General features: G+C 67.0%; 12 protein-coding genes. 8 read left to right on the plus strand and 4 right to left on the minus strand.

What is annotated here, in order from left to right; translation table 11 throughout:
* Positions 1 to 32: 32 nt before the first annotated feature.
* Positions 33 to 455: a nucleoside-diphosphate kinase gene (locus tag E6G92_04610; GenBank protein ID TMJ19095.1), complete on the plus strand. Its 423-nt coding sequence runs from the start codon at positions 33 to 35 to the stop codon at positions 453 to 455.
* Here E6G92_04610 and E6G92_04615 read toward each other — a convergent pair.
* From E6G92_04615 to E6G92_04625, 3 genes are read right to left on the minus strand one after another with little or no spacing between them, the layout of a single operon-like run.
* Positions 452 to 1066, minus strand: a complete 615-nt coding sequence (locus E6G92_04615; GenBank protein ID TMJ19096.1) for a hypothetical protein — start codon at positions 1064 to 1066, stop codon at positions 452 to 454. The two genes, E6G92_04610 and E6G92_04615, sit on opposite strands and share 4 nt — an antisense overlap.
* Entirely contained in the window at positions 1063 to 1665 is a 603-nt protein-coding gene (locus tag E6G92_04620; GenBank protein TMJ19097.1) for a phosphoribosylglycinamide formyltransferase, read from the minus strand. The genes E6G92_04615 and E6G92_04620 overlap by 4 nt, the downstream gene beginning before the upstream one ends.
* Positions 1658 to 2752: a phosphoribosylformylglycinamidine cyclo-ligase gene (locus tag E6G92_04625; GenBank protein TMJ19098.1), complete on the minus strand. Its 1095-nt coding sequence runs from the start codon at positions 2750 to 2752 to the stop codon at positions 1658 to 1660. The genes E6G92_04620 and E6G92_04625 overlap by 8 nt, the downstream gene beginning before the upstream one ends.
* A 201-nt stretch (positions 2753 to 2953) precedes the next feature.
* Here E6G92_04625 and E6G92_04630 point away from each other — a divergent pair, with 201 nt between their 5' ends.
* The 5 genes from E6G92_04630 to eda all read left to right on the plus strand — a co-directional run bounded on the left by E6G92_04630 (position 2954) and on the right by eda (position 9228).
* Entirely contained in the window at positions 2954 to 4165 is a 1212-nt protein-coding gene (locus E6G92_04630) for a heavy-metal-associated domain-containing protein (GenBank protein TMJ19099.1), read from the plus strand.
* A 17-nt stretch (positions 4166 to 4182) separates the two neighbouring features.
* Positions 4183 to 4803 (plus strand): chromosomal replication initiator DnaA, encoded by a 621-nt coding sequence (locus tag E6G92_04635; protein ID TMJ19100.1) that lies wholly within the window; start codon positions 4183 to 4185, stop codon positions 4801 to 4803.
* Positions 4803 to 6977: an RNA degradosome polyphosphate kinase gene (locus tag E6G92_04640; protein ID TMJ19101.1), complete on the plus strand. Its 2175-nt coding sequence runs from the start codon at positions 4803 to 4805 to the stop codon at positions 6975 to 6977. The genes E6G92_04635 and E6G92_04640 overlap by 1 nt, the downstream gene beginning before the upstream one ends.
* Before the next feature lie 9 nt (positions 6978 to 6986).
* Positions 6987 to 8441, plus strand: coding sequence for a Ppx/GppA family phosphatase (locus tag E6G92_04645; protein ID TMJ19102.1), 1455 nt, complete (start codon positions 6987 to 6989; stop codon positions 8439 to 8441).
* A gap of 163 nt (positions 8442 to 8604) precedes the next feature.
* Positions 8605 to 9228, plus strand: a complete 624-nt coding sequence (eda, locus tag E6G92_04650) for a bifunctional 4-hydroxy-2-oxoglutarate aldolase/2-dehydro-3-deoxy-phosphogluconate aldolase (GenBank protein ID TMJ19103.1) — start codon at positions 8605 to 8607, stop codon at positions 9226 to 9228.
* On the opposite strand, the gene rnd is transcribed toward eda, so the two are convergent.
* Positions 9225 to 10406, minus strand: coding sequence for a ribonuclease D (gene rnd, locus E6G92_04655; GenBank protein TMJ20711.1), 1182 nt, complete (start codon positions 10404 to 10406; stop codon positions 9225 to 9227). The two genes, eda and rnd, sit on opposite strands and share 4 nt — an antisense overlap.
* A 192-nt stretch (positions 10407 to 10598) precedes the next feature.
* Here rnd and aspS point away from each other — a divergent pair, with 192 nt between their 5' ends.
* The gene (gene aspS, locus E6G92_04660) at positions 10599 to 12419 is read left to right on the plus strand and encodes an aspartate--tRNA ligase (GenBank protein ID TMJ19104.1); all 1821 of its coding nucleotides are present in this window, start codon (positions 10599 to 10601) and stop codon (positions 12417 to 12419) included.
* A gap of 21 nt (positions 12420 to 12440) precedes the next feature.
* On the plus strand, positions 12441 to 13220 hold the full coding sequence (locus tag E6G92_04665; GenBank protein TMJ19105.1) for a polyphosphate kinase: 780 nt from the start codon (positions 12441 to 12443) through the stop codon (positions 13218 to 13220).
* Positions 13221 to 13250 lie beyond the last annotated feature (30 nt).

Here is a 13250-nt window from a genome sequence, read left to right on the forward strand (position 1 = left end):
CCCACCCTCATTAAACGGAGCTTCAGCGGGCCATGGCCACGACACGCACCTTTTCGATCATCAAGCCCGACGCCACCCGGCGCAACCTGACCGGCGCGGTCACAAAGATGCTGGAGGATGGCGGGCTTCGGGTCGTCGCCTCGAAGCGTATCCGGATGACCAGGGAGCAGGCCGAGGGCTTCTACGGAGTCCACCGCGAGCGGCCGTTCTTCAACGACCTCGTCGCGTTCATGACCTCGGGCCCGGTCGTCGTCCAGGTGCTCGAGGGCGAGGACGCGGTTGCCCGCAACCGCGAGATCATGGGCGCGACCAACCCGGAGAATGCCGACGAGGGCACGATCCGCAAGGTCCACGCCGAATCGATCGAGGCGAACAGCGTCCACGGCTCGGACAGCCCGGAAAATGCCGAGATCGAGATCGCCTTCTTCTTCAAGCCTGAAGAGATCGTCGGCTAACGCCCTGAGCCCGGCCAGAGCGCGTCGATCCGTCGTCGCGCCGCGGCCGGGTCGGCCGTCTGGGCGCGGGAGAGGCCGCGCAGGCGAAGCTTGCGGCCTTCGAGCAGGCCGCCGCCCTTGATCCGGTAGACGAGATAATAGACCGCGGTATCGCTGAGCAAGGCGCCGTCGCGGTAGAAGCGGGTGGTGATCGCCACCGGCAACCGGCGGTCCTCGCGGCCGTCGCCCTCGACGGCCTGCAGAATTTGCCGCCGGAACCAGGCGGCCTCGATGCGGGGATCGGCCAGCGTCTCCATCGGCGCCACCGCCAAGGCCGTCGGAAAGACGATCCGCTGGCCCTGGATGGTCTGCTCGGAATCGGCCGGGGCCAGGCTCAGACGCTCGCCCTCGCCGTCCGCCGTTCCGCGAAGGACCATGGTTCGGGCCTCGGCCTCAGCCTGCGTTCGCTCCGAGGCCTTCTCGCTCTCGTCGACCGTGCGGTCCCGATAGCTGTTCCACAGCGCCAGGCCGGAGATCAGCAGGCCGGCGACGGCGACGATCTCGGCGAGGTTGATCCACCGGCGGCGAGTCGCGGCCTTCTCGGCCTCGGCCCTGGTCTCTTCAATCGTCATTCGCCGTCTTCTTCACCATCGCGCAGCGCCCGGCAATATTCGTCGAGCGCGAGCGGGTAGAGCGCGTGCTCGGCCTCAAGTACGCGCGCGGCGAGGCTGTCGGGGTCGTCGCGCGGGAGGATCTTGACCCTGGCCTGGGCGAGGACCGGGCCGGAGTCGAGGTCGGCGGTGACCAGGTGGACCGAGCAGCCCGCATATTCGTCGCCGGCCAGGATCGCCCGGCGATGGGTGTCGAGACCCTTGTGAAGCGGGAGGAGCGAGGGGTGGACGTTGAGGATCCGCCCGTCCCATTTCTCGACGAACTCGCGGGAAAGAAGTCGCATATAGCCGGCAAGCGCGACCAGCTCGATGCCATGCTCGATCAGCGCCGAGTCGATTTCGGCGTCGAACGCCTCCCGGGTCAGGCCCTGATGGCTCTTCGACCAGGTTTTGATCCCCAGACGCTTGGCCAGCACCAGCCCGCGCGCGGCGGGCACATTGGAGAGGACAAGAGCGATCTCATAATTCCGCTCGGGATCGCGACGCCTGTATTCCGCCAATGCGAGCATGTTCGTGCCGCGCCCAGAGAGCAGGACGGCAACGCGAACGCGGTCAGCCATTGTGAGTCGCGGTCCAGTTCTTGCAGGCGCTCCAGGTCTCTGCGGAGCCGGTCACCGTGCAGCCCTTCGGGCCGGCCTCCACGCGGCCGATTCCGAACACGGTCTCTCCAGCTTCCTCAAGCGATTGCGAGACGGTCTTCATATTTTCGTCGCAGACGATCAGAGCCATGCCGATCCCGCAATTGAAGGTGCGCGCGAATTCGCCCGGCTCGATATTGCCCTGCGCCTGGAGGAAGGCCATCAGCCGCGGCTGGGGCCAGGCATCGGCGTCGACGACGGCATGGAGGCCATCGGGCAGGATGCGCGGGATGTTCTCGAGCAGGCCGCCGCCGGTGATGTGGGCGAGCGCGGCGATCTTCCCCTCGCGGATCACCGGCAGCAGCGAGCGCACGTAGATTCGTGTCGGGGCGAGCAGGGCGTCGATCAGCAGCGTCTCCTGATCGAACAAGGCCGGGCGGTCGAGCTTCCATCCCTTGTCGGCGGCGAGACGGCGGACCAGGCTGAAGCCGTTGGAGTGAATGCCCGACGACGCCAGGCCGAGAATGACGTCACCGGCCTTCACCTTGTCCCCGGTCAGCGCCTCGCCGCGCTCGACCGCGCCGACGCAAAAGCCGGCGAGGTCATAGTCGCCGGGCGCGTACATGCCCGGCATCTCCGCCGTCTCGCCGCCGATCAGGGCGCAGCCGGCCTGGCGGCAGCCGTCGGCGATCGAAGCGATCACCGCCTCGGCGACTGCCGGGTCGAGCTTCCCGGTGGCGAAGTAATCGAGGAAGAAAAGCGGCTCGGCGCCTTGGACGATCAGATCGTTGGCGCACATGGCGACCAGGTCGATGCCGACGCCTTCGTGGCGATCGCTGTCGATCGCGAGCTTGAGCTTGGTGCCGACTCCGTCATTGGCGGCGACCAGCAGCGGGTCCTCGTAGCCCGCGGCCTTGAGATCGAAGAAGCCGCCGAAGCCGCCGAGGGAAGCGTCGGCGCCTGCGCGCGCGGTGGACTTCGCGAGCGGCCCGATCGCCTTCACCAGCGCATTGCCGGCGGCGATGTCGACGCCGGCCTTGGCGTAGGTGTAGGATTCCTCTTCGCTCAAATTCTCGCCCTTCGCGTTCCATCCCCCAATCGCTCATCCTGAGGAGCCGTTGAGCCTGTCGAAACGGCGTCTCGAAGGATCCTTCGAGACGGGCCTTCGCCGGGCTCAGTCCTCCTCAGGATGAGCGGGGAGGGGATGTCATGAGGCACCGCTAGCCACAAGCCGCTTGGATTTCCACGGCCAACTCGCCAAAAGACGCGCGTGACGTTCGCTCGCCGCCCGCTCGCCTTCGTGATTCCCGCTGTCGCCGCTCTCCTGGTGGGGGCCGGGATGCTCTACGCCCAGCTCGAGGGCTCGGAGCGGGGCATTCCGCCGGTCGACAGCACGAGCAATTTCGAGATCATGGGCGTCGACGTCGACGTCAGCGCCGAGAATGCCGAAAAGGCCCGGATCGAGGGGTGGCGGCGGGCGCAGTCGCTCGGCTGGCGGATGCTCTGGGCGCGCACGCACCGCCGCCCGCTGTCCGAAGCGCCGGTGCTGACCGACAGCGTGCTGAACAACATCGTCTCCGGAATCATCATCGAGCAGGAGCAGATCGGGCCGAACCGCTACATCGCCCGCCTGGGAGTCCAGTTCGATCGCGCCCGCACCGGGCAGATGCTCGGCGTCCAGGGGCTTGCGCGCCGATCGGCGCCGATGCTGGTGATCCCGGTAATGGTCACCGGCTCGTCGGCCTACAGCTTCGAGTTCCGCAACGAATGGCAGCGCGCCTGGGCGCAGTTCCGCACCGCGGGCAGCGCGATCGACTATGTCCGGCCCTCGGGCGCCGGGGTCGATCCGCTGGTGCTCAACATGGGGCAGACGAAGCGCCGCGGCCGCGGCTGGTGGCGGATGCTGCTCGACCAATATGGCGCGGCGGACATCGTCGTTCCCGAAGTCGACCTGCGCCGCGCCTATCCGGGCGGGCCGGCTATGGGCGTGTTCAGCGCCCGCTACGGGCCGGACAATGTGCTGATCGGCCGGTTCACGCTGACCGCGCGAAACAGCGCCGAGATTCCGCAGATGCTCGCCGAAGGGGTGAGGCGGCTCGACATCCTCTATACCCAGGCCCTGGACAGCGGCCTTCTGCGGCCCGATCCGAGCCTGGTCATCCTCCAGCCGCCGCTTCCGCCCTTGCCGGTGGAGGAGACGGAGCAGGTCGCCGAAGACATGGGCCAGCAGGTCCCGGCGGGACAGACGACGACCTTCAACATCCAGGTGCCGACGCCCGATGCGGCGGCGGTGCAGCAGGCCGAGATATCGGTCAGCCGGGTCAACGGAGTCACTTCGGCGATCACCACCAGCCTCGCGCTCGGCGGAAGCTCGACGATGCGGGTGACGTTCGTCGGCGACTCCGCCGCGCTCCAGGCCGCGCTCCAGGCGCAGGGCTGGCAGGTCCAGGCGAGCGGCAACAGCTTGAGGATCTCGCGCTGAGCGGGGAGGCGTCCCGGGTGAACCAGATCGCGCTTCCGTTCGCCTGGCCGGTGGCCGACAAGGAGGAGGATTTCCTCCTTTCCGACGCCAACCGCACCGTCTTCGAGCACCTGACCCGCTGGTCGCTGTGGCCGGTCATGGCCACCCTGGTGACGGGCCCGCGAAAGTCCGGCCGAAGCCTGCTTGGCCGGATCTTTGTCCGCAAGACCGGAGGGCGCCTGTTCGACGATGCCGAGGATCATGAGGAGGAAGCGCTCTTCCACGCCTGGAATGAGGCCCAGGAGCTGCGCAGGCCGCTGCTGATCCTCGCCGACTGCCCTCCGCCGCAATGGAAGATCCAGCTCCCGGACCTTCGATCGCGCCTCGCGGCGACTCCGCAGGTCGAGATCGCGCCGCCGGACGACGCTCTGATCGGGCAGCTGATCGTCAAGCTTCTGGGCGATCGCGGAATCGCCGCGCCGCAGGAGGTTGCGGACTTTCTCGTGCCCAGGATCGAACGTTCCTACATTTCTGTTATGAGGGTCGTGGATATTCTCGATCGCGTCATGCTCTCGCACCATCGTAGGATGACCGTCCCGCTCGCCAAGCGCGCGCTCGACGAGGCGGGGGTGATCGGACGCGCACGAAGGACCGGTTGATGAATGCGATTGCCGCCGTTGCCGCCAACGACGCCGAGCTTCCGACGCAGGGAGATTCGGGGGCATCGCCCTATTTCAACCGCGAGCTTTCCTGGCTGGCGTTCAACCGGCGCGTTCTCGAGGAGGCGTGCAACGAAGCCCATCCGCTGCTCGAGCGGCTGCGGTTCCTGTCCATCTCCGGAAGCAATATCGACGAGTTCTTCATGGTCCGAGTGGCGGGGCTCAAGGGCCAGCAGCTCGCCGGTGTCGAGGAATTGTCGGACGACGGGCTGACTCCGTCGCAGCAGCTCGCTGCGATCGCCGAGGAAGCGAACGCGCTGACGGCGGCGCAGCAGGAGGTCTGGACCCAGTTGCGGGCCGCTCTGCGCGCAGCCGGCCTCGCGGTGATCGGGTCCGAGGAGATCAGCCCGGACGAGGACCAATGGCTCGACCGCCATTTCGAGGACCATATCTTCCCGGTCCTGACTCCGCAGGCGATCGATCCGGCGCATCCCTTCCCGTTCATCCCCAATCGCGGCTTCTCGCTGATCTTCGACCTCAAGCGAATCTCCGACGGCGAGCCGATCCGCGAGCTCTTGATGGTGCCGCAGACGCTGCCCCGCTTCATCCGCCTGCCGGGCGAGCAGGCCCGCTACGTGACGATCGAGACCGTGATCCGGCGCCAGATCGACGTCATCTTCCCCGGCTACGTCCTGCTCGGCGGCGGCGCCTTCCGGATCATCCGCGACAGCGATATCGAGATCGAGGAGGAGGCCGAGGATCTGGTGCGCTTCTACCGCACCGCCTTGAAGCGGCGCCGCCGCGGCCGGGTGATCCGCCTCAAGCTCGAGGAAGAGATTTCCGACACGCTGGAAGCTTTGGTCCGCGAGGGCCTCGATGCGAGCGAGGCCCTGGTCTACGAATCGACCGGCTTCCTCGGCATCGCCGACCTCGCGGCTTTGGTCGAGGAGGACCGGCCCGACCTCAAGTTCCCGCCCTTCACGCCGCGCTTTCCCGAGCGGATCCGCGAATATGGCGGGGATTGCTTCGCCGCGATCCGGGCCAAGGACATCGTCGTCCACCACCCCTACGAGAGCTTCGACGTCGTCCTCGCCTTCCTGCGCCAGGCGGCGGCTGATCCCGATGTCGTGGCGATCAAGCAGACGCTCTACCGGGCGGGCAAGCAGAGCGCGGTGATCAACGCGCTGATCGCCGCCGCCGAAGCCGGAAAGTCGGTCACGGCGGTGGTCGAGCTCAAGGCCCGGTTCGACGAGGAGCAGAACCTGATGTGGGCGAGCGCTCTGGAGCGCGCCGGAGTCCAGGTCGTCTACGGCTTCATCGAGTGGAAGACTCACGCCAAGATGTCGATGGTCGTTCGGCGCGAGGAGGGGAGCTACCGCACCTATATCCACCTCGGCACCGGCAATTATCATCCGGTGACCGCGCGGGTTTACACCGACTTGAGCTTCTTCACCGCCGATCCGCGAGTCGGCCACGACGTCAGCCACATCTTCAACTACATCACCGGCTATATCGAGCCCCGCGACCTGAAGCTGATCGCCATGTCGCCGCACAACATGCGCGACGATCTGTGCGACCATATCGACCGCGAGATCGCCAATGCCCGGGCCGGGCGCGAGGCGGGTATCTGGGCCAAGCTCAACTCGCTGGTCGATCCCGCGATCATCGACAAACTCTACGAGGCGAGCGCCGCCGGGGTTGATGTCGATCTCGTCATCCGCGGCATTTGCTGCCTCCGCCCAGGCGTTCCGGGGCTAAGCGAGAATATCAGCGTCAAATCGATCGTCGGCCGCTTCCTCGAACACAGCCGAATCTGGTGCTTCGGCAATGGCGACGCGCTGCCCAATGACGGCGCGAAGGTCTACATCAGCTCGGCCGACTGGATGCCGCGCAACTTCGACCGTCGGGTCGAATATGCGCTGCCGATCCTCAACGACACGGTCCACGCCCAGATCGTCGACCAGGTGATGGTCGCCAACATCATCGACACCGAGCAGAGCTGGCGGCTCAACCCCGACGGAAGCTCGACCCGGATCGCTCCGGCGCCCGGCGAGAAACCGTTCAACCTCCACCATTATTTCATGACCAACCCCTCGCTCTCCGGTCGCGGCGCGGCGCTTCAGTCGGGCGAGGCGAGGCCGCGCAAGCTGACCATCCCCCGCGAGCAGCCTTAGGCAGCGCGCATGTTCGCGGAGCAACCGGTCGCGATCGTCGACATCGGATCGAACTCGGTGCGCCTGGTCGTCTATTCGGGGGCCAAGCGCATTCCTTCGATCATCTTCAACGAGAAGGTCTTGGCCGGCCTCGGCCGCGACGTCGGGGAAATCGCCGCGCCCGCCGCTGAGCGCGCGCTCGCGGCGCTCGATCGGTTCCAGTCGCTGGTCGGGCGAATGGGGGTCGTGCGCACCCGCACCGTCGCGACCGCGGCCGTGCGCGAGGCCTCGAACGGTGACGAATTTCTCGGCCGGGTGCGCGCGCTCGGCTTCGATCCGATCATCCTGTCGGGTGAAGAGGAAGGGCGGCAGGCCGGGCAGGGGGTGCTCTCGGGAATCCCCGACGCCGACGGGATCGTCGGCGATCTCGGCGGCGGCAGCCTCGAGCTGGCCGAGGTCGCGGACGGCAAGGTCGGGCGAAGCGCCTCGCTCCCGCTCGGCGTGCTTCGGCTCGACGCTTTCGCAGCCAAGGGCGAAGCGAGCTTTGCCAAAAAAATCGCCAAGGCGGTTGCGGGCGCGGGCTTCGCCGGTGCGGCGGCCGGGCGCCCCTTCTATCTGGTCGGCGGGAGCTGGCGAACGCTCGCCCGGCTGGAGATGGCGCTGACCCGCCATCCGCTGCCGATCACGCATGAGCACCAAATACCGATCGACCGGCCGGCCGACCTCCTCTCCGCTCTGGCGCGGATCGACAAAGCGAGCGTTCGCGACATCCCGTCGATCTCGCTGTCCCGTTTCCCGACTCTGCCCAACGCGGCCCGGCTGCTTCAGGCGCTCGTGGGCGCGCTCGCTCCGGGCACCCTGATCGTCTCCAGCTTCGGCATTCGCGAGGGACTCCTCTACGACGCGCTCGATCCGAAGCAGCGCAGGCTCGACCCGCTGATCGAGGCGGCGCGGGAGGCCGGGGTCGGCCTGGGGCGTTTCGAGCAGCATGGCGAGCTGCTCGACTCGTGGATCGCGCCGGTGTTCGACGACAAGCCGAAGATGGCGCGCCTGAGGCTCGCCGCCTGCCTGCTCGCCGACATCGGCTGGGCCGCCCACCCGGATTTCCGCGCCGAACGCGGCGTCGACATGGCGCTGCACGGCAATTGGGTGGCGATCGACGCGCCGGGGCGGGTGATGCTCGCCCAGGCCCTGTTCTGCAACTTCGGCGGCGCGCGCGATTTGCCCTATCCGGCGATCGCCGCGCTGTGCAGCCCGGAGAAGCTTCGCCGCGCGGCCCATTGGGGGCTGGCGATGCGGCTCGCGCAAAGGCTCAGCGGCGGCGTCGCGGCCTGCCTCGAGCGAAGCCGGCTGTCGCGCGAGGGCGATGTGCTGCGCCTGTCCGTGAAGAAGCGCGACTCGGCCCTGCTCGGGGAAGCGGTCGAGCGTCGCTTCAAAGTCCTCGCCGCGGAAATGGAGCTCCGCGCTGAGATGGCGGTGGGGTAGGGTTTGAGAGGGAGTCCTCCACCCGTTCGTGTCGAGCGAAGTCGAGACACCCTATCGAGCGAAGCGAGATGAAGAGCCTCGGCTTCGCTCGGCTGGGTCCCTCGACTTCGCTCGGGACGAACGGAAGTGGATTCACCGGTCCAAGATGCTACGCAGCTGAGCAATGACCGCCATCCGCTCCCTGCTCGCCGCCGCGCCCGTCATTCCCGTGATCCGCATCGCCGATGCAGACGACGCGGTGCCGATGGCCCGGGCATTGTTCGCCGGAGGCATCCACATTGCCGAGATCACGCTGCGCACGCCCCCCGCGCTCGACGCGATCCGGCACATGGCGGCGGAGGTGCCAGAGATCGCCACCGGCGCGGGCACGATCCTCAATCCGAGCGATCTCGACGCCGCGGCCGACGCCGGCGCGAGCTTCTTCATCTCTCCGGGATTTTCCCCGGCGCTGCTCGACGCGGCGGCGGAGCGCGGCATCGCCTATCTCCCCGGCGTAGCCACTTCCGGGGAGATCATGCAGAGCCTGGAACGGGGCTTCGACTGCCTTAAATTCTTCCCCGGGGCGCCGCTGGGGACGGCGACGATCAAGGCCCTCGCCGGGCCGTTCCCGCAGGTTTCCCTCTGCGTCACGGGCGGGATCACGCCCGACAACGCGTCCGACTTCCTGGCCTTGCCGAACGTGCTGAGCGTCGGGGCGAGCTGGATCGTCACCGACGCGCTGCTGGAAGCCAAGGATTGGTCCGGGATCGAGGCCAATGCCCGCGTCGCGGCGGGGCTCGGCCGCTAGGCTTCGAGTTCCTGCTCGGTCCGGGTCATCACCAGCTTGCCGCCCCGGATGGCGAAGGCGAGCCGGCCCTCGACCAGGTCGAGAGCGTCTCGGCCGAATTCCTCGAAGCGCCAGCCTTCGAGTATCTGCAGCCCCTCGCGGCGGCCCGCGGCGAGCATCTCCAACTCCTCAGAGCGGCAGACGAGTCGCGGGGCGACATTGCTTTCCCGCGCGCGGATCTTGAGCAGCAGCTTGAGCAGGTCGGCGACCAGAGCGCCCTCGCGGCCGAGGCCCGGCCCGCGCTCCTCGCGCGGCGGAAGCTCCGACGCGGGAAGCGCGTCGGCATTGGCCAGCGCTTCCATCATCCGGGCGCCTATGTCGTTCGCCCGCCACGCCGCCGAAAGGCCGCGCACGTTGCCCAGCGCCTCCTGGCTCGCGGGCGGGTGCATGGCGATGTCGGCGAGAGTCTCGTCCTTCATGATCCGCCCACGCGGCAAATTCTTGCCCCGCGCCTCGATCTCGCGCCAGGCGGCGAGCGCCTTCAGTCGGCCGAGCGCATCGGCCCGGCGGGTCTGGATCTTCACCCTTTTCCAGGCGAGAGCGGGATCGTTGATGTAATTGGCGGGATCGGCAATCCGCTCCATCTCCTGGTCGAGCCAGGCGCCGCGCCCGGTCTTCCGCAGCCGCTCGAGCATCCTGGGGAAGAGATCGGCGAGATGGGTGACGTCGCCGATCGCATAGTCGATCTGGCGCTTGTCGAGCGGGCGGCGGGCCCAATCGGTGAAGCGCGCGCCCTTGTCGATGCCGTGGCCGAGCAGGCTCTCGACGAGGTTCGAATAGCCGACCTGTTCGCCGAGGCCGAGCGCCATCGCCGCGACCTGCGTGTCGAACAAGGGATGGGGCGTGCCGCCGGTGAGGTTGAAGATGATCTCGATATCCTGCCCGCCGGCGTGGAAGATCTTGAGCACATGCTCGTTGTTGACCATCAGGTTGAGCAGCGGGGTGAGATCGATGCCGTCGGCCATCGGATCGATCGCCGCCGCTTCCTCGCTATTGGCGACCTGGATCAGGCAAAGCTCCGGCCAATAGGTGTTCTCGCGCATGAACTCGGTGTCGACCGCGACGAATTCGGAGCGGGCGAGCCGTTCGCACAGTTTTTCGAGGGACTCGGACTCGGTGATGAGCGGGTGGATGTGCATGTGGCGGCCCTCATAGAGCGATTTCGAGCCGGGTGGAAACACCCGGCGGCTCGGAAATCGCGTCACCAGGGATTCGCAAGGGCAACGCTTGGCGTTGCCTTGCGGGCGGCTCCGCGCTTGACAAAGCGCCTTCGGTGACGCGAAGCGCGCACCACATCCTTTTCCCCACTTAATGCCCCAAGAAAGCGATCCATCATGCACGCCTACCGGACACACACTTGCGGCCAGCTCCGCGAAACCGAGGTGGGCGAGACGGTCAGGCTGTCGGGCTGGGTGCATCGCAAGCGCGACCACGGAAATCTCCTCTTCGTCGACCTGCGCGACCATTATGGGATCACGCAAATCGTCACCGACGTCGAGGACGCCGCGTTCAAGACGCTCGAGGGCCTACGCATCGAATCGGTGGTGACCGTCACCGGCAAAGTCGTCCGCCGCGCGGCCGAGGCGGTGAACCCGAACCTCCCAACCGGGCAGATCGAGATCCACGCGGACGAGGTCGCGGTTCAGTCCGCCGCGCAGGAGCTGCCGCTGCCCGTGTTCGGCGATCAGGAATATCCGGAGGAGATTCGCCTCCGTTACCGCTATCTCGACCTTCGCCGGGAGCGGCTGCACGCCAATATCGTTCTGCGCAGCCAGGTGATCGCCTCGATCCGCCGGCGGATGATCGAGCAGGGCTTCACCGAGTTCCAGACGCCGATCCTCACCGCCTCCAGCCCCGAGGGCGCTCGCGACTATCTCGTTCCGAGCCGGGTCCATCCGGGAAAGTTCTACGCGCTCCCCCAGGCGCCGCAGATGTTCAAGCAGCTGATCATGGTCGCCGGCTTCGACCGCTATTTCCAGATCGCCCCCTGCTTCCGCGACGAGGACGCCCGCGCCGACCGCAGCCCGGGCGAATTCTACCAGCTCGATTTCGAGATGAGCTACGTGACGCAAGACGATGTGTTCGAGGCGATCGAGCCGGTGCTCGCCGGGGTGTTCGAGGAGTTCGCGGACGGCAAGAGCGTGACCCCCGCCGGCGAGTTCCCGCGCATTCCCTATCGCGAGGCGATGCTCAAATACGGCTCGGACAAGCCGGACCTGCGCAACCCGATCCTTATCTCCGACGTCTCGACGCATTTCGCGGGCTCGGGCTTCGGCCTGTTCGCCCGCATCGTGGAAGGCGGCGGAGTCGTTCGGGCCATTCCGGCGCCGGGCACGGCGGAAAAGAGTCGCAAGTTCTTCGACGACATGAACGACTGGGCGCGAAGCGAAGGCCATGCGGGCCTAGGCTACATCACCCAGAAGGGCGGGGAGCCTGGCGGCCCGATCGCCAAGAACCATGGCGAGGAAGCGACCCGCAAGCTGATCGCCGAGCTCGGCCTCGGACCCGACGACGGCATTTTCTTCGCGGCGGGCAAGGCCGACCAGGCGGCGAAGCTCGCCGGCGCGGCGCGCACCCGGGTCGGTGAGGAGCTTGGGCTGATCGAGGAGAATGCGTTCAAATTCTGCTGGATCGTCGATTTCCCGATGTACGAATATGACGAGGAGGCGAAGAAGATCGACTTCAGCCACAATCCCTTCTCGATGCCGCAGGGCGGGCTGGAGGCGCTGGAGAGCAAGGATCCCTTGGAAATCCTCGCCTTCCAGTACGACATCGTCTGCAATGGCGTGGAGCTCTCCTCGGGGGCGATCCGCAACCACCGGCCGGACATCATGTACAAGGCATTCGGACTGGCCGGCTATTCGCAGGAAGACGTCGACACCAATTTCTCGGGCATGATCAACGCCTTCAAGTTCGGCGCTCCGCCGCACGGAGGCTCGGCGCCGGGAATCGACCGGATCGTAATGCTGATCGCGGGCGAGCCCAACATCCGCGAGGTCGTGCTGTTCCCCATGAACCAGAAGGCCGAGGACCTGATGATGAACGCGCCGGGCGAGGTGACTCCCAAGCAGCTGCGCGAGCTCCACATCCGCCTTGTGCCCCCTTCCGGGACAGCCGCGAAGGATCCGGCCAAGGTCGTGGCGCCCGAATAAGCGCGCTGCTACTCTCGTCCGATGGCGATCGACCTGTCGGACTATGAGAAGGGCGCCCCGTTCGAGGGCGATTACGAAGAGGCGCTCGAAGACCTGCAGGAGCGGATCTCGCGCCTGCTCGTGTCTCTCCACGTGCACGGCCGAAAGGCGGTGCTGGTCTGCGAGGGCTGGGACGCGGCCGGGAAGGGCGGGGCGATCCAGCGGCTGACGGCGGCGTGCGATCCGCGCACCTACAAGGTCTGGCCCATCTCCGCGCCCAACGACGAGGAGCGATGCCACCATTACCTATGGCGCTTCTGGCGGCGCATGCCGAGAGCGGGGGAGATGGCGATCTTCGACCGCTCTTGGTACGGGCGCGTGCTGGTCGAGCGGGTCGAGGGCTTCGCCAGCGACGGGGAATGGCGGCGCGCCTATGACGAGATCAACGAGCTCGAGCACCAGTTGACCGACGACGGCACGACCGTCGTCAAGCTGTTCTTCCACGTGACGCAAGAGGAGCAGGACGAGCGCTTCCGCAAGCGGCTCGATCACCCGTGGAAGAGGTGGAAGGTCACCGCCGAGGATTTGCGCAACCGCGAGAAGCGGGCCGACTATCTCGCCGCTTTGGGCGACATGTTCGCCCAGACCGACACCCGCTGGGCGCCGTGGAAGGCGATCGACGGTAACGGCAAGAAATCGGCCAGGATCGCCGCTCTGGCCCATGTCGCGGACACTTTGGCGGCCGCTCTGCCCGCCGATCCCCCTCGCTCCAGTCCCGAAATGGAACAGATGAGACAAATGCTCGGCAAGGCGAAGGGCTGAAGGCTCATCTTGAGCGCCGGATTGGGGTAA

It is taken from the genome of Alphaproteobacteria bacterium (assembly GCA_005883305.1).
In the GTDB taxonomy this organism is placed as follows: domain Bacteria; phylum Pseudomonadota; class Alphaproteobacteria; order Sphingomonadales; family Sphingomonadaceae; genus Allosphingosinicella.